Consider the following 15734-nt stretch of genomic DNA (forward strand, 5'->3'; position numbering starts at 1 on the left):
ACCTACTTTCTTATGCGACGATTGATTGGAACGTGCCGGACCGATAGGGGTTTCGCCTGCGAGTTGCAAAAACAAAGCAGCCGATCCAGTCCGGGCGGACGCTAGCGAGATGTGGGACAAAGGGATTCGATGAACTGGGCTTTGTTCCGACCGACGACGGGTGTGCGGGCCTTCGGGCTGGCGACCGCGAGCGGCCTTGCCCTGTTCGCAAGCCAGGCGTTCGCGCAGCAGGCGCGCGAGGCACCGTCCGCCGCCGCGCAGGACGAACCCGACCTCCAGACTCCCGTGGTGTCGCCCGTCACGACCGACGCGCCCGATCCGGCGGATGAGCAGCAGATCGGCTTTGCCGCCGACAATCTGAACTACGACACCGACAGCGAAATCGTCGTCGCAGAGGGCAATGTCGCGATGAACCGCGACACCATATCGATGCGCGCCGACAAGGTGACATGGAACCGCAAGACCGGCGAGGTCGTCGCCGAGGGCGACGTGGCGATCAAGAATCCCGAGGGCGACACCGCCTATGGCGACCGCATCGTCCTGACCGACAGCCTGCGCGACGGGGTGGTCGAGAATCTGCTGGTCGTGCTCGACAACGGCGCGCGGCTTGCGGCGGTGAAGGGCACCCGCTTCGACAACGGCAATATCGAGCTGGAAAACGCCGCTTATACGCCCTGCCCGGTCGAGGACGCGGCCGGTTGCCCGAAAAAGCCGAGCTGGCAGATTCGCGCCGTGCGCGTGCTGTACGACCGCACGAAGAACAAGGTGCGCTACAAGGGCGCGCGGGTCGAGATCTTCGGCCTGCCGCTGATCCCGTTGCCCGGATTGAGCCATCCGGCGAACAGCGAGGCGGGCAGCGGCATCCTGGTTCCCGAGGTGCGGATCGACCGGACCAACGGGTTCGAATTCGCCCTGCCCTATTATCTTCGCCTCGCGCCCGACCGCGACCTGACGATCACGCCGCACCTCTATACCGGCGCCGCGCCGATGCTGGAGGGCGAGTTCCGCGCGCTGACCGATATCGGCTCGTTCCGCATCAACGGCTATGCGACCCACAGTTCGGTGGTACCGCTCGTCGGCGCGCCGACGCGTTCGACCAAGGAATTCCGCGGCTATCTGGAAAGCGCGGGCAAGTTCCAGTTCGATCCGCGCTGGAGCCTCACCTATTCGGGCCGCATCGCGAGCGACCGCACCTTCATGCGGCGCTATGACATCAGCCGCGACGACCGGCTGCGCTCGACCTTCGAGGTCGAACGGATCGGCGGACAAAGCTATCTGTCGATCGCGGGCTGGGCGACGCAGACGCTGCGCGTCAACGACGTGCAAGGGCAGCAGCCGGTCGCGCTGCCGATCATCGACTATCGCCAGCGGCTCGACGATCCGTGGCTCGGCGGGCAGTTCGAGCTGCAACTGAACACGCTGGCGATCGGGCGGACGGCCGGACAGGACACGCAGCGCGCCTTCGCCGGCGCGCGCTGGGATCTGCGCGGCCTGACGGGGCTGGGGCAGGAAATCGCGCTGACCGCCATGGTGCGCGGCGATATCTATCACAGCGATGAGAATCTGCTCACCGCCATTCCCGGCTATCGCGGCAAGTCGGGTTGGCAGGGGCGCGGCATCGCCGCGATCGCCGCCGACATGCGCTGGCCCTTCATCGGCGAGCTGCTGGGCGGTACGCAGACGCTGACCCCGCGCATACAGGTCGTGGCGACCCCTCCGCTCAAGAACCTCGACATCCCGAACGAGGATTCGCGCGCCTTCGACCTGGAGGACAGCAATCTTTTCGCGATCAACCGCTTCAACGGCTACGACCGGTTCGAGGACGGCGCGCGCATCACCTATGGCTTCGAATGGAACTACAGCCGCCCCGGTTTCAACATCAACACGGTGATCGGCCAGAGCTATCGCCTTTCGGACAAGCCCAGCCTGTTTCCGAACGGCACCGGCCTGACCAACCGCACTTCGGACATCGTCGGGCGAACGACCGTAGCCTATCGGGATTTCCTGCGCCTCACGCATCGCTTCCGGCTCGACAAGGATAATCTGGCGGTGCGGCGCAACGAGTTCGACGCGACGATCGGCAGCCAGTCGACCTATGCCGTGCTCGGCTATTCGCGGCTCAACCGCGACATCCTGCTGCTCGGCGAGGATCTGCAGGACCGCGAGGAGGTGCGCGCCGGCGGCCGCGTCGCGGTCGCCCGCAACTGGTCGCTCTTCGGTTCGGCGATCGTCGATCTTACCGGCAAGAAAGACGACCCGAGCGCCACGTCCGACGGGTGGGAGCCGATTCGCCACCGGCTCGGCATTGCCTATGACGACGATTGCCTGTCGATCGCGCTGACCTGGCGTCGCGACTATATCGACACCGGCGACGCGCGCCGCGGCAACAGCTTTTCCTTCCGTATCGCTTTCCGCAACCTCGGTTTCTAGGCGCGGTCCGCTCAGCTTGCGTTCAGCGACGCGTGCCTATCCGGAGGACGAACGGGTCCGAACGGCCGATTGCGCTGGACCAGCAGGCATTCCGGCTGATACGGAGCGTCGCGATATTTCTCGAATAGGGTGAAGATGACCAGATTTTCGACCATGATCGGCCTGCTTGCCGTCGCGGCCGCGGGTATGACGCCGGTGCTGGCGCAGACCGTTTCCGACGATGAGACGCCGACCACCAGCCTCAACATCCCCGGCAACGTCCAGCTCTATGGCGATGCCAAGCCCAACGTCTATCGTCCCTCGGCGACGGTGAACGGCGAGATCATCACATCGACCGACATCGAACAGCGGCTGGCGCTGATCCGCATCGCCAACAGCGACATGGTGCTGCCGCCCGAGGAAGAGCAGCGGCTGCGGCAGCAGATATTCAGCAACCTGATCGATGAAAAGCTTCAGATTCAGGAAGCGCGCGCCGCCGATATCACGATCGACGAGGCGATGATCGATCAGCAGTTCGCCCAGCTCGCGGCGCGCTTCCGGCAGACGCCCGATCAGTTCGCCGAATATCTGAAGTCCAAGGGATCGTCGGCGAACGCGGTGAAGCAGCAGATCCGGGGCGAGTTCGCCTGGGACCGGCTGCTCGCACGCAACGTCCAGTCGACGACCAACGTGTCGACCGAGGAGGTCGAAGCGGTGGTCAAGCGGCTCAACGAGGCCAAGGGACAGGACGAATTCCACCTCGGCGAAATCTATCTGTCGGCGACGCCCGAGAATGCCGCGGCGGTCGCAGATAATGCGCGCAAGATCATGGAGGCGCTGCGCAGCGGCGGGTCATTCGCGGCCTATGCGCGGCAATTCTCCGAAGCATCGACCGCCGTCGTCGGGGGCGATCTCGGCTGGGTCCGGCCGGGCCAGCTTCCTCCCTCGATGGCGCAGGCCGCGGCCCAGATGGAGCCGGGACAGTTCGTCGGCCCGATCGAGGTGCCCGGCGGCATGTCGATCCTGCTGATGGTCGACCGGCGCCAGGTACTGACCGCCGATCCGCGCGATGCGGTGCTCAGCCTCAAGCAGATTTCGCTCAACTTCGCGCCGGGCACGACGCCGGCGCAGGCAAGCGAACTGGCCGGCAAGTTCACCGAAGCGACGAAGACCATCGCCGGCTGCGGCGCCGCCGATGCCGTGGCACAGAGCCTTGGCGCCTCGGTGGTGGCGCGCGACATCCTGATGCGCCAGCTTCCGGCACCGCTGCAGGCGACGATGATGGACCTGCAGGTCGGCCAGACATCGCAACCATTCGGCGCGGTCGACGAGGGGATCAGCGTCCTCGTGCTGTGCGGGCGCGATATGCCGCAAAGCGCGTCGGCCCCCGATCTGCAGCAGATCGAGCAGCGACTGCTCGACGAAAAAGTGAACAAGCGCGCCCAGCGCTATCTGCGCGACCTGCGCCGGGATGCCGTGATCGAATATAGCTGATGACCGCCGTCCCTCATCGACCGCCGATCGCCGTCACCATGGGTGATCCGGCGGGCGTCGGTCCTGAAGTCGTGGCGCGCGCCTGGATGGCGCGCCGCGAGCATAGCCTGCCCCCCTTCGTCGCCATCGGCGATGCGGCCGCGATCGCCGCCGTGTGGGACGGCCCCGTCGCGCGCGTCGGCGACATGGCCGAAGTGGTCGCCGCCTTCGCCGAGGCGCTGCCTGTCTGGCACCTCGAGGACAGCGGCGCGCTGACTCCCGGCGAACCGACCGCGGCGGGCGCGACCTGCGCGCTCCACGCGCTCGAAACCGGCATCGGGTTGACCCGGACCCCGGCCGCATCGGCGCTTGTCACCGGTCCGGTGTCCAAGCATGCGCTGCAAAGCATCGGCTACACCCACCCCGGCCAGACCGAGTTCATCGCCGAACGCTGTGGCGTCACCGCGACCAACGCGGTGATGATGCTGGCGGGCCCGGCGCTGCGCGTCGTGCCGCTGACCGTGCACATCCCGCTCGCCGAGGTGCCCGAACGGCTGACGAGCGACCTGATCGTCGCCAAGGCGCGGATCGTCGCGCGCGGGCTGAAGCGCGACTTCGGGATCGCGCACCCGCGCCTCGCCATCGCCGGCGTCAATCCGCATGCGGGCGAAAGCGGCCGGCTGGGCGACGAGGAGACCCGGATCATCGTGCCCGCATTGGCGGCACTGGCCGAGGATGGGCTGGCCATCGACGGACCGCTCGCCGCCGACGCGCTGTTCGCACCCGGCATCCGCGACCGCTACGACGCGCTGCTGTGCGCCTATCACGACCAGGCGCTGGCGCCGTTCAAGGCGCTGCATTTCCACGACGGCGTCAACCTGACGCTGGGGTTGCCGATCGTGCGCACCTCGCCCGACCATGGCACCGCCTTCAACATCGCCGGAACCGGCCAGGCCGATCCGGGACCGACGATCGCCGCAATCGCGATGGCGGCGCGCATGGCCGCGATGCGCGAGGCGGGCTGCGCAGCCGCGAAGTGACGCAGGACCCGTCGCGTCCGCTGCCGCCGCTGCGCGAGACGGTCCGCGCGCACGGCCTGTCGGCGAGCAAGGCGCTGGGGCAGAATTTCCTGTTCGACGAGCAGTTGCTCGACCGGATCGCGGCGCTGCCCGGCGACCTCGCGGGCGCCACGGTGTTCGAGGTCGGTCCCGGCCCCGGCGGCCTGACGCGCGCACTGCTGCGCGCCGGCGCGCGCGTGATCGCGGTCGAGCGCGACGCGCGCTGTCTGCCGCTGCTCGGCGAATTATCCGCGGCCTTCGACGGGCGCCTGACGGTGATTTCGGACGATGCGATGGCGATCGACGCCGACGCGCTGGCGGGCGGCCCTTACCATATCGTCGCCAACCTGCCGTATAACGTCGGGACCGCGCTGTTCACTCGCTGGCTGGAGCCGCCCGCATGGCCGCCGTTGTGGCGGTCGCTGACGCTGATGTTCCAACTGGAGGTCGCCGAGCGCATCGTCGCGCCGGTCGGCACCGGCGCCTATGGCCGCCTCGCGGTGCTCGCGCAGTGGAGATCGAACGCGCGGATCGCGATGAAGGTCCACCGATCGGCCTTTACCCCGCCGCCCAAGGTGATGTCGGCGATCGTCCACCTGACCCCCGGCGACCAGCCCGAGGGCGTCGACCCGGCGCTGCTGTCGAAACTGACCGAAAAAGGCTTCGGCCAGCGCCGCAAGATGCTGCGGCAGAGTCTCAAAGGTCTGCCGGGCGCGGTCGAGATGCTCGAACGCATCGGGATCGATCCGACGCGGCGCGCCGAAACGGTGAGTGTCGCCGAATGGGTTACGCTGGCGCGAGTGCTGGGCGGCCAGTCGACCTAATTCTGTCCGCTCGGCGGGTTCGCCGTCGTCACCACCGGCTTGGGCGCGATCGCTTCGGCCGCGACGACGCGCTTCGACGCGCCAGCGTCGATCGCCTTTTCGAGCGCCGCGACCTGCGGGCATGCGTCCGAACAGACGCGGCGCGCGTCGGCAAGTTTCTCGCGCGCCAGTTCGAGCGCGCCCTTGTCGGCAAGCGCCTCGCCCTGCCCGGCCAGCGCGACGACATCATTGGGTTCGAGCAGCAACGCCTCGCGATACAGGGCGATCGCCTTGCCCGGCAGCCCCTGCGCGCGCGCCACCTGCGCGAGCGCGATGATCGCCGAGCGGTTGCGCGGATCGGCGGCGAGCGCCGATTCATAATAGTCGATCGCGCCGTCGAGATTGCCCGCGCGCTGCGCATTCTCGCCCTCATGCTGGAGGGCGACCGAGCGCGGGAGAATGTCATTGTCGGCGCGCTGCGCGTCGGATGCGGTGGGCAGGCTGGCCAGTACAAGCCCGGCGCCGAGAGCCAGAAAACTGACGCGCATTGCATTCTCCCATCTTCGCATCCGCGGCGAGCCTAACATGGCGCCGTCAGCCGTGCGAGGAAAAAGCCGTCGCAGCGGTCGTGCGCCGGCGTGAGCAGGAAACCCCTGCCCGCCGCGCGCCCGATGCCCGCGGGCAGATAGCCACCGTCGGCTGTCCAGCCGGGATGCCGGTCGAGAAATTCGTCCACCTGGGCCCGCCCCTCGCGCGCGATGATCGAGCAGACAGCATAAAGAAGTTTGCCCCCCGGCGCCACCAGTTCGGCACCGAGCGCGATCAGTTTCGCCTGGTCGGCAAGATGACGGTCGAGCCGCGAGGGGGTGAGGCGCCAGCGCAATTCAGGGCTGCGGCGCCATGTACCGCTGCCCGAACAGGGCGCATCGACGAAGACGCGGTCGGCCCGGCCGCGCCAGTCGGCGAGCACGTCCACCTCCTTGCCCGGGTCGAGCAGCCGCGTTTCGATCCGCGTCGCCCCCGCGCGCTCGGCGCGCGGCGCAAGCTGGCGGAGTCGCGCGCGATTGGTGTCGCAGGCAAGGATATCGGCCGCGTCGCCGGTGCAGGAAGCAATGGCGAGCGTCTTGCCACCGCCGCCCGCACACAGGTCAACGATCCGCATCCCCGCCGCGGCATCGAGCGCGGCCGCGGCATATTGGCTGGCGGCGTCCTGCACCTCGAACAGCCCCTCGCCATAGGCAGGATGCTGCGCGGCGGCGGTTTCGGGAGGCAGACGCCACCCGTCGGGCGCGCCCGCGATCAGCTCGCCCTCGGGAAAGAGCTTCGCCAGTTCGTCGCGCCCCGCCTTGAGGCGGTTGGCTCGCAGGTCGAGCGCGGCGCGTTCGAGCATCGCTCCGCCTTCCCCTGCGCCGACGAGCGGATCGAACAGGTCGATCAGCGCCGGTGCCGCCAGGCCGGTTTCGGCGCGCGGTTCCCCATCGGCGATCGGTGCGGGGCCATAGGGCGAGCCGTCGAACAGCGCCGCAAGGTCGGGATCGCTGTCGGCAAGCGCCAGCATCGCGGCACGCCCGGACGGCGGCGCCGAACGCACCGCGCGGATCGCGTCGTAGACGAGGGCGCGGATAGCGCGGCGGTCCTTCGACCCCGCATAGCGCCGCGCGCGCATCGCCTCGGCAAACAGGGCATCGGCGGGCGGGCCGCCGTCGCGCGCCGAAGCGGCGATGGCATCGAGAATCTCGATCGCGGTCTGGAGGCGGGCTGCGGGAGTCATGGTGCTATGAAGCCCCTCCCCTTCAGGGGAGGGGTTGGGGCGGGGACTAGCGGCATCGCGCTACGCCGCAAACCACCCCGCTGCGGTTAGCGGGCAAGCCCGCAACGCTCGCTGCCCTCCCGCTTGCGGGAGGGGTTTGGAAGGAGGCGCGTTCGCGGCCATGCTCAGCCTGCCGGATAGTTGGGCGCCTCGCGGGTGATCGAAACGTCGTGGACATGGCTTTCGCGAAGGCCGGCATTGGTGATGCGCACGAATTTCGCGCGCTCGCGCAGATCCTTGAGGGTGCGGCTGCCGGTATAGCCCATCGCGGCCTTCACCCCGCCGACGAGCTGGTGGATCACGTCCTTCGCGGGACCCTTGAACGGCACCTGTCCCTCGATGCCTTCGGGGACCAGCTTCATCTGGTCCTTGATATCCTGCTGGAAATAGCGGTCGGCCGAACCGCGCGCCATCGCACCGACGCTGCCCATGCCGCGATAGCTCTTGTAGGTGCGCCCCTGGTACAGGAACGTCTCGCCCGGCGCCTCGGCCGTGCCGGCGAGCAGCGATCCGACCATCACGCTCGACGCGCCCGCCGCCAGCGCCTTGGCGATGTCGCCCGAGGTACGCAGACCGCCGTCGGCGATGACCGGAACGTCGTGCTTCGCCGCTTGCTCGACGCTGTCGAGGATCGCGGTCAATTGCGGCACGCCGACGCCGGCGACGATCCGCGTCGTGCAGATCGAGCCCGGGCCGATGCCGACCTTGACCCCATCGGCGCCAGCGTCGATCAGCGCGCGGGTCGCGTCACCGGTCGCGACATTGCCCGCAAGGATCTGCACCCGGTTCGACAGTTTCTTGATCTTCTCAACCGTCGCGCCGACCATGCGGCTGTGGCCGTGCGCCGTGTCGACGACGATCAGGTCACATTCGGCGTCGATCAGCGCCGCGGCGCGCTCGACCCCCGAATCGCCGGTATTGGTGGCCGCCGCGACGCGCAGCCGGCCGGCGGCATCCTTGGTCGCGTCGGGGAAGGTCACCGCCTTTTCCATGTCCTTGACGGTGATCAGCCCGATGCAGCGATAGTCGCCATCGACGACGAGCAGTTTTTCGATGCGGCGTTGGTGGAGTAGTTTGCGTGCTTCCTCCTGGCTGACGCCCGGACGCACGGTGGCGAGGTTGTCGGCGGTCATCAGTTCGCGCACCGGCTGGCCGGGGTTGTCGGCGAAGCGCACGTCGCGGTGGGTCAGGATGCCGACGAGCTTGCCGCCCGGTTCGACCACCGGAATGCCCGAGATGCGGTGCTGCTCCATCAGCGCGATCGCATAGGACAGCGGCGCATCGGGGGTGATGGTGATCGGGTTGACGATCATCCCGCTTTCATAGCGCTTGACCTGGCGGACGGCGGCCGCCTGTTCCTCGACCGTCAGGTTGCGGTGGAGAACGCCGATGCCGCCGATCTGCGCCATCAGGATCGCCATGTCGGCTTCGGTCACCGTGTCCATCGCCGAGGAGAGGATCGGGATGTTGAGCCCGATGTCGCGGGTGAGCCGGGTCGAGAGATTGGCTTCGGACGGCAACATGTCCGAGGGGCCGGGGACCAGCAACACGTCGTCGAAGGTCAGGCCGGTGATGATTTCCATGGGTTGCCACTTTCTGGTGCGGGCGGCGTCTGCCCCCCGGGCCGGGAAGCGGCGCGCGCGATTCGTTCGGTGGCGGCCCATGTAACCAGTCAGGCCGATCCGCGCCAGTGGGGGGCGCACGAATATTTCAAGGGCGCGTCGAACGCACGGATGGCGCATCGCGCCGGCGCGGGCTTGCGGGGCTTTCGCGGCGCGGCTAGGCGGGTCGGCGTGATCGACGCCGGCTCCCCCGCTCCTTCCCCATCCCCCTCATCCTCCGCGCTCGCTCCGTTCCGGTTTCCCGCCTTCCGCGCGATCTGGATCGCCAACCTCGCGTCGAACATGGGGTCGATGATCCAGTCGGTCGCCGCCGCCTGGCTGATGACCGAACTGACGCCGTCGCATCAGTTCGTCGCGCTGGTGCAGGCGAGCGCGTCGATCCCGATCATGCTGCTCGGCATCTTCGCGGGCGCGATCGCCGACAATTTCGACCGCCGCCGCGTGATGCTCGCGGCACAGAGCGCGATGCTGGTCGTCTCGGCGGCGCTGACCGTGACGACATGGATCGGCGCGATGAGCCCGGTGCTGCTGCTGTGCTTTACGCTTGCGGTCGGCTGCGGCACCGCGCTCAACGCGCCGGCATGGCAGGCCTCCGTCCGGCTTCAGGTCGGGCACGAGCATCTGCCGCAGGCGATCGCGCTCAACACCATCGCCTTCAACCTCGCGCGCAGCGTCGGGCCGGCACTCGGCGGCCTGCTGATCTCGCTGACCGGCCCCGCACCCGCCTTCGCGCTCAACGCGCTCAGCTATGTCGCGCTGATCCTCGTGCTGCTGCGCTGGCGCCCCGACATCACCCCGCCCAAGCGCACGCCGATCCTCGCCGCGATCGCCACCGGCATGCGCTTCTGCGCGCAGTCGGACCCGCTGCGCCGCATATTGGCGCGCGGACTCGTCTTCGGGCTGGGCGCGGCGAGTTTCCAGGCGCTGCTGCCGTCGCTGGTGCGCGACCGGCTGCACGGGACGGAGATCGTCTATGGCCTGTGCCTCGCCGCCTTCGGCGCGGGATCGATCTGCGCCGCGCTGGGGATCGGCGCAATGCGGCGGCGCTGGGGCAGCGAGACGGTGGTCGGCGCCTCGGCGCTGATCTTCGCCGCCGCGCTGATCCCGGTCGCGGTGACGCGCAGCCTGCCGCTCCTCCTCCTCGCCTCGTTCGTCACGGGGGCGATGTGGGTATCGACGCTGACGACGCTCAACGTCGCGATGCAGCTTCGCTCGCCCGAATCGATCCTCGGGCGCTGCCTGTCGATCTATCAGGCGGTGACGTTCGGCGGGATGGCGCTGGGCGCCTATCTGCTCGGGCTGGTCGCCGACCTGTGGTCGCTGCCGGTGGCGCTGTTCGCCGCGGCGGCATGGCTCGCGCTATCGGCGCCGGCGCTGCGCATCTTCGCGCCGATGCCGGGGCGCAACGAGGGGCGGGTGCTGCCCTGAGGCGAGTGCGTCAAATCCGTATCGCCCTCTCTGCCGTTCGTGCTGACCCCGGATCAAGTCGGCAATTGTCCCCTTTCAGACAGGTGCCGTTCCCCGGCGAAAGCCGGGGTCCACGCGGAGCAGCACCATGCCATCTGGACCCCGGCTTTCGCCGGGGAACACGCTCTTACGTGCCTGAAAAGCATACACGCCAAACAAGTTCAGGGTGACGAAAGGGAAAAACCGTGCTGAAATCCGAATCCCCACAAACCGTAACGCAAACCGCCGCAGCGGCGCCTCCCTACCCCTGCGCGGCTTTCCAGTCGCGCTTGATCTTCTTGGCGAGGCTCCATTTGTGGACCTCGGTCGGGCCGTCGTAGATGCGGAAGGCGCGGACCTCGCGGAACACCTGCTCGACGATCGTCTTGTCGGTGACGCCGGTGCCGCCCATCACCTGGACGCAGCGGTCGGCGATGCGCATCAGCGCCTCCGACACCGCGACCTTCGCCATCGAGCTTTCGGTCGTGCCGAGCGAGCCGGTGTCGAGCACCTCGGCGCACCAGCGGATCATCAGTTCGGCCTGCTTGAGGTCGATCAGATTCTCGGCGAGCATGAAGCCGACCCCCTCATGCTCGATCAGCGGCTTGCCGAAGGCCATGCGGCGGTTGGCATAGTCGCTCGCGATCTCGTGCGCGCGCTGGCAGGCGCCGTGCCAGCGCATGCAGTGCGACAGGCGCGCCGGCGACAGGCGAACCTGCGCATATTTGAACCCCTCGCCCGCCTCGCCCAGCATCTGGTCGGCGGGAACGCGCAGATTGTCGATCGTCACCGTCGCGTGGCCGCCGGGCATCGAGCTGTCGATCGTGTTCGGCACATGGTCGATGCGGATCGCCGGGTCGGGCAGATCGACGAGGAACATGCACGCGCCGCCGCCCTGCGCGACATCCTCCGCCTTTGCCATCACGATGCCGACCTTCGCGCCGTCGGCGCCGGTGATGAACGCCTTGCGGCCGTTGATGACCCAATGATTGCCGTCCATCCGGCAGCTCGTCTTCATCATCGAGGGATCGGACCCCGCGCCGCCCTCGTCGGCCGGTTCGGTCATGAAGAAGGCCGAGCGCGCGCGGCCTTCGACCAGCGGTTTCAGGAAGCGTTCCTTGAGGTCGGGACTGCCGACCTTGCCGAGCAGATACATGTTGCCTTCGTCGGGCGCGCCGGTGTTGCACGCCAGCGGGCCGAGCGGCGACAGGCCGGTCTTTTGCAGCACCCACGCCGTCTCGACCTGCGTCAGATGGTCGCCGTCGGCCAGGATATGCGGCGTGAGCACGTCCGCGGCGCGCGCCTTTTCCTTGAGTTCCGCGACCAGTTCGTCGGTCGGCGCGCCGTGATGATCGCGCCGCGCGTCGCTTTCATAGGGGGCGACGACGTCGCGAACGAACGCCTCCACCCGCTCGCCGATCTCCCGCGCCCGTTCCGATACGCCCATCACCTGCTCTCCTGATCGAATCCTGCCATGCCCATGCGCGATCGGACCCGGCATGGCAATCGGTCGCGGGGCCCATATGGTTAGAATGCTAACTTTTACCGCCCAACACCGACCGCGCCTATCGTATCTGCCGCTTCTCCAGCTTCCGGGCGAGCGTGCGGCGGTGCATGCCGAGCCGCCGCGCGGTTTCGGAGATGTTGAAGCCGGTCTCGACGAGCGTCTGGTGGATATGCTCCCACTCGACGGTCTTGATCGACGACGGACGCGCGTCGAGCGGCGCATCGACATTACCCTCCGCACGGTCGAATGCCGCCTCGATGTCATCGGTGTTCGATGGCTTGGCAAGATAGTAGGAGGCGCCGAGCTTGATCGCCTCGACCGCGGTGGCGATGCTCGCGAAGCCGGTTAGCACGACGATCCGCATCGCCGCATCCGACGCGCGCAGCGTCTGCACGCAGGCGAGGCCGGACGCGTTGCCGAGCTTGAGGTCGACGACGGCATAGCCCGGGCGAAAGCGTCCGAGCAGATCGGCGAGTTCCTCCGGATCGTGCGCGACCTCGACCCGGTAATCGCGCCGTTCGAACGAGCGCCGGAGCGTGCGCGCAAAGGCCTCGTCGTCCTCGACGATCACCAGCATTCTCTGATCGGCCATCATGGCTCTCCTTCGGGCGGCGCGAGCGCGGACAGCGGCAGGAAGATGCGCACCCGCGCGCCGCCCGCCGCGCGGTTCGTCACGCTGGCACCGCCGCCCAGCTTGCGCACGACATTGACGAGCAGGAACAGCCCGAGCCCGCCGCCCGGCCTGCCCTTGGTCGACCGATAGGGCTGTCCGAAATGTTCGAGCATCTCGTCGCTGAAGCCGGGGCCGCGGTCGACGATCTCGATCACCGCCATGTCGCCGTCGCGCGACGCGGTGATGCCGATCCAGTCGGGCGACACCTCCGCGGCGTTGTCGACGACATTGCCGATGACCTGGCGCAAGGCCGGGTCGGACACGATCGCGACGTCGGCGCCGAACAGGTCGTTGAACGCGACCGTCCCCGGCATGCGCGCGGCACGCGAATCCTCGACGATCTCGGTCAGGAAGCGGCGCATCGTCGTGAGCTGCGGCGCCTCGCCGCGCGCCTCGCCAGCCGACATCAATATGCCGCCGACGATCGTCTTGCAGCGCTGGACCGCCGCATCCATGTCGGCGAGATCCTCCTGCAATTCGGCATCGGCCGCGAAGCGCGGCGCCCCTTTCCAGTCGCCGATCAGCACCGACAGCGTCGACAGCGGCGTCCCCAGTTCGTGCGCGGCGCCCGAGGCGAGCAGTCCCATGCGGACGATATGATCCTCTTCGGCCGCCCGCTGGCGCGCGGCGGCGAGCGCCGCGTCGCGGTCGCGCAGGTTGCGGCTGATCCGCGTGACGAAGGCGACGAGCAGTACCGCGATCAGCACGAAGCAGACGAAGCTGCCCTTGAGATAGAGGCCGAGCGGATCGCCGGCATAGCGCGGCGGCAGCACCAGCGGCGTCGGCCCGATGCGCAGCGCCGCGAGCGCGGCGAGCGTCGCGGCGACGATCGCCCACGACGAGCGCGGCGTGAGCAGGATGGCGCCGATCACGACCTGGAGCAGGAACAGCGAGGCGAAGGGGTTCGCGAGGCCGCCGCTGTGATGAAGCTGCCACGCCAGCGCCGCGACGTCGAACAGCAGCGCGGCGGTCAGCTCGCCATTGGTCACGGCGCCGCCGCGATGCAGCCGCACGCGGCTCGCCACGTTGATCGAGGCGAGCAGCAGGATGGTGGCGAGCAGCGGGACGAGTGGCAGGGTGATGCCCATCAGGCCGGTCGCGATGCCGATCGTCGCGAGCTGTCCCCCGACCGCGAGCCAGCGGAGCTGGATCAGCAGCGTCAGGTTGCGGCGCCCGGCGTCGGCCTCGGGCAGCGCCAGCGATGGATCGGGAATGGCGGTCATCAGGCCTCTTTATAGGGACGCCACAACCGCCACGCAAAATAGAGGCTGATGAACGCGAGGCCGAACCAGGTCAGTGCATAGACCAGATGGCTGTCGGCGAATTTCACCACCGTCAGCCCGCCGACCGGATAGCCGCCGGCATTGGGCGCCGCGTCGGCGTCGAGGAAATAGGGCGCGACGCGCCCCAGCCCCCGCGCCTGCGCGATCGCGGCGACATCGCGCGAATACCAGCGGTTCGCGGCGGGATCGTTCGATCGCAGGAAAGCACCGCCCGGCTCGGTGACGCGCAGCAGGCCGGTCACGGTGACGGGGCCGGCGGGATTCCCCGCGGCGCGCGCCCGCGGATCGCGCTTGCCCGGCGGCACGAAGCCGCGGTTGACGAGCAGGGTGAAGCCCGGCGTCTCGAGCGGAGTCAGCACCCAATAGCCGCCGCCGCGCGCCGTCACCGCCTGCACCAGCGTCTCGCGGTCGTGGCGAAAGGTGCCGCGGGCGCGGATGCGGCGATAGGCGTCGGTGTCGGCGCGGATCGCGGGCCACGCCGCCGGCCCGGGCGCGGCGACGGGATCGGTCTGGAGGCGCGTCTCGACCGCGGCGATTAGCGCATGCTTCCAGACGCGCCGTTCGAGCTGCCACACGCCGAGCGCGAGCAGGCAGGCGGTCACGAGCAGCGCCGCCGCGGCGAGGACCGCGCGGCGGGTCGCCGTCACGGAAGCTGGCTGATGTCGTGCGGCATCGGCATCATGTTGGTGTTGAGGTGATGCATCACCCACAGCGACCCCGCCAGCGCGATGGCGAGGATGATGATCGTGAACACGAGCGAGGTCAGCGACCAGCCGCCCTCCGCCTTCGGCGTCATGTGCAGGAAATAGACCATGTGGACGATGATCTGCGCGACCGCGAAGACCATGATGATCGCCGCGGTCGCGCCGGCCTCCAGCGGCCGCGTCATCACCAGCCAGAAGGGGATGGCGGTGAGCACCACCGACAGCAGGAAGCCGATCGCATAGTCGCGCATCGACGCGTGCGGCATCTCGATCTCGGCGTGCCCGCCGGCGGCTTGCTCGCCATGGGGGTCGGGGGTCATCGCAGCACTCCCAGCAGGTAGACGATCGTGAAGACGCCGATCCAGATGACGTCGAGGAAATGCCAGAACATCGACAGGCACATGACGCGGCGGCGGTTGGCGGCGATCAGCCCATGGCGGCCGAGCTGGACCATCAGCGTGACCAGCCAGACGATGCCGAAGGTGACGTGCAGACCGTGCGTGCCGACCAGCGTGAAGAAGCTCGACAGGAAAGCGCTGCGCTGCGGCGTCGCGCCGATCTCGATCAGGTGATGGAACTCGTACAGCTCGATCCCCAGGAAGGCGGCGCCGAACAGCGCGGTCACCGCCAGCCAGAGCTGCGTCCCCCGGACGCGCCCCTGCTGCATCTGGAGCACGGCAAAACCGTAGGTGATCGACGAGAAGAGCAGCATCGCGGTGTTGAGCGCGACGAGCGGCAGGTCGAACAGATCCTTCGGCGCCGGCCCCGCGGCATAGCTGCCGCCGAGCACCGCATAGCAGGCGAAGAGGATCGAGAAGATGAGGCAGTCGCTCATCAGGTAGATCCAGAAGCCCAGCATCGTGCTGTGCCCCTCGGGATGCGCATGCTCCTCGAGCTGATAGAAGGACACCGGCTCGGCGGCGGCGGACGGCGTGGGATGGCTCAT

The 15734-nt window shown here is 68.4% G+C and carries 14 protein-coding genes; 5 read left to right on the forward strand and 9 right to left on the reverse strand.

The window, feature by feature from the left end:
* Nucleotides 1-129 precede the first annotated feature (129 nt).
* The 4 genes from SGRAN_RS14975 (at nucleotide 130) to rsmA (ending at nucleotide 5764) form a co-directional block, all read left to right on the forward strand.
* Complete coding sequence (locus SGRAN_RS14975) at nucleotides 130-2430, forward strand: LPS-assembly protein LptD (protein ID WP_067184946.1); 2301 nt, start codon at nucleotides 130-132, stop codon at nucleotides 2428-2430.
* Between the two features lie 135 nt (nucleotides 2431-2565).
* Nucleotides 2566-3903: a peptidylprolyl isomerase gene (locus SGRAN_RS14980; protein WP_067184949.1), complete on the forward strand. Its 1338-nt coding sequence runs from the start codon at nucleotides 2566-2568 to the stop codon at nucleotides 3901-3903.
* On the forward strand, nucleotides 3903-4922 hold the full coding sequence (gene pdxA, locus SGRAN_RS14985; RefSeq protein ID WP_082737291.1) for a 4-hydroxythreonine-4-phosphate dehydrogenase PdxA: 1020 nt from the start codon (nucleotides 3903-3905) through the stop codon (nucleotides 4920-4922). Before SGRAN_RS14980 ends, pdxA begins: the two co-directional genes overlap by 1 nt.
* Nucleotides 4919-5764 carry a 16S rRNA (adenine(1518)-N(6)/adenine(1519)-N(6))-dimethyltransferase RsmA gene (gene rsmA, locus SGRAN_RS14990; RefSeq protein WP_237233529.1) on the forward strand — a complete coding sequence of 282 codons (846 nt, stop codon included), beginning with the start codon at nucleotides 4919-4921 and terminating at the stop codon, nucleotides 5762-5764. The genes pdxA and rsmA overlap by 4 nt, the downstream gene beginning before the upstream one ends.
* Here rsmA and SGRAN_RS14995 read toward each other — a convergent pair.
* The 3 genes from SGRAN_RS14995 to guaB all read right to left on the reverse strand — a co-directional run bounded on the left by SGRAN_RS14995 (nucleotide 5761) and on the right by guaB (nucleotide 9136).
* Nucleotides 5761-6291, reverse strand: coding sequence for a tetratricopeptide repeat protein (locus SGRAN_RS14995; protein WP_067107588.1), 531 nt, complete (start codon nucleotides 6289-6291; stop codon nucleotides 5761-5763). The two genes, rsmA and SGRAN_RS14995, sit on opposite strands and share 4 nt — an antisense overlap.
* Before the next feature lie 32 nt (nucleotides 6292-6323).
* On the reverse strand, nucleotides 6324-7514 hold the full coding sequence (locus SGRAN_RS15000) for an RsmB/NOP family class I SAM-dependent RNA methyltransferase (protein ID WP_067184952.1): 1191 nt from the start codon (nucleotides 7512-7514) through the stop codon (nucleotides 6324-6326).
* A gap of 164 nt (nucleotides 7515-7678) precedes the next feature.
* Nucleotides 7679-9136, reverse strand: coding sequence for an IMP dehydrogenase (guaB, locus tag SGRAN_RS15005; protein WP_067184955.1), 1458 nt, complete (start codon nucleotides 9134-9136; stop codon nucleotides 7679-7681).
* A gap of 69 nt (nucleotides 9137-9205) precedes the next feature.
* Between guaB and SGRAN_RS15010 the strand changes: the two genes are divergently transcribed.
* Nucleotides 9206-10603: an MFS transporter gene (locus tag SGRAN_RS15010; protein ID WP_237233530.1), complete on the forward strand. Its 1398-nt coding sequence runs from the start codon at nucleotides 9206-9208 to the stop codon at nucleotides 10601-10603.
* 280 nt (nucleotides 10604-10883) lie between these two features.
* On the opposite strand, the gene SGRAN_RS15015 is transcribed toward SGRAN_RS15010, so the two are convergent.
* From SGRAN_RS15015 to cyoC, 6 genes are all read right to left on the reverse strand, one after another.
* Nucleotides 10884-12068, reverse strand: coding sequence for an acyl-CoA dehydrogenase family protein (locus SGRAN_RS15015; protein WP_067184958.1), 1185 nt, complete (start codon nucleotides 12066-12068; stop codon nucleotides 10884-10886).
* 118 nt (nucleotides 12069-12186) lie between these two features.
* A complete protein-coding gene (locus SGRAN_RS15020; RefSeq protein ID WP_082737293.1) occupies nucleotides 12187-12720 on the reverse strand; it encodes a response regulator transcription factor in 534 nt (177 codons plus the stop codon).
* Nucleotides 12720-14024, reverse strand: a complete 1305-nt coding sequence (locus SGRAN_RS15025) for an ATP-binding protein (RefSeq protein WP_067184961.1) — start codon at nucleotides 14022-14024, stop codon at nucleotides 12720-12722. The genes SGRAN_RS15020 and SGRAN_RS15025 overlap by 1 nt, the downstream gene beginning before the upstream one ends.
* The gene (locus tag SGRAN_RS15030; protein ID WP_067184963.1) at nucleotides 14024-14731 is read right to left on the reverse strand and encodes an SURF1 family protein; all 708 of its coding nucleotides are present in this window, start codon (nucleotides 14729-14731) and stop codon (nucleotides 14024-14026) included. Before SGRAN_RS15030 ends, SGRAN_RS15025 begins: the two co-directional genes overlap by 1 nt.
* The gene (gene cyoD, locus SGRAN_RS15035) at nucleotides 14728-15108 is read right to left on the reverse strand and encodes a cytochrome o ubiquinol oxidase subunit IV (protein WP_067184966.1); all 381 of its coding nucleotides are present in this window, start codon (nucleotides 15106-15108) and stop codon (nucleotides 14728-14730) included. Before cyoD ends, SGRAN_RS15030 begins: the two co-directional genes overlap by 4 nt.
* The gene (gene cyoC, locus SGRAN_RS15040) at nucleotides 15105-15734 is read right to left on the reverse strand and encodes a cytochrome o ubiquinol oxidase subunit III (protein ID WP_067184969.1); all 630 of its coding nucleotides are present in this window, start codon (nucleotides 15732-15734) and stop codon (nucleotides 15105-15107) included. Before cyoC ends, cyoD begins: the two co-directional genes overlap by 4 nt.

The organism is Sphingopyxis granuli, from assembly GCF_001559015.1.
Classification (GTDB): domain Bacteria; phylum Pseudomonadota; class Alphaproteobacteria; order Sphingomonadales; family Sphingomonadaceae; genus Sphingopyxis; species Sphingopyxis granuli.

What these genes read in the sequence shown, in the direction of transcription:
- SGRAN_RS15000 (WP_067184952.1), bottom strand. Translation starts at nt 7,514, where the DNA reads ATGACTCCCGCAGCCCGCCTCCAGACCGCGATCGAGATTCTCGATGCC.
- pdxA (WP_082737291.1), top strand. Translation starts at nt 3,903, where the DNA reads ATGACCGCCGTCCCTCATCGACCGCCGATCGCCGTCACCATGGGTGAT.
- SGRAN_RS15015 (WP_067184958.1), bottom strand. Translation starts at nt 12,068, where the DNA reads ATGGGCGTATCGGAACGGGCGCGGGAGATCGGCGAGCGGGTGGAGGCG.
- SGRAN_RS14975 (WP_067184946.1), top strand. Translation starts at nt 130, where the DNA reads ATGAACTGGGCTTTGTTCCGACCGACGACGGGTGTGCGGGCCTTCGGG.
- cyoC (WP_067184969.1), bottom strand. Translation starts at nt 15,734, where the DNA reads ATGAGCCATCCCACGCCGTCCGCCGCCGCCGAGCCGGTGTCCTTCTAT.
- SGRAN_RS14980 (WP_067184949.1), top strand. Translation starts at nt 2,566, where the DNA reads ATGACCAGATTTTCGACCATGATCGGCCTGCTTGCCGTCGCGGCCGCG.
- cyoD (WP_067184966.1), bottom strand. Translation starts at nt 15,108, where the DNA reads ATGACCCCCGACCCCCATGGCGAGCAAGCCGCCGGCGGGCACGCCGAG.
- guaB (WP_067184955.1), bottom strand. Translation starts at nt 9,136, where the DNA reads ATGGAAATCATCACCGGCCTGACCTTCGACGACGTGTTGCTGGTCCCC.
- SGRAN_RS14995 (WP_067107588.1), bottom strand. Translation starts at nt 6,291, where the DNA reads ATGCGCGTCAGTTTTCTGGCTCTCGGCGCCGGGCTTGTACTGGCCAGC.
- SGRAN_RS15025 (WP_067184961.1), bottom strand. Translation starts at nt 14,024, where the DNA reads ATGACCGCCATTCCCGATCCATCGCTGGCGCTGCCCGAGGCCGACGCC.
- SGRAN_RS15020 (WP_082737293.1), bottom strand. Translation starts at nt 12,720, where the DNA reads ATGGCCGATCAGAGAATGCTGGTGATCGTCGAGGACGACGAGGCCTTT.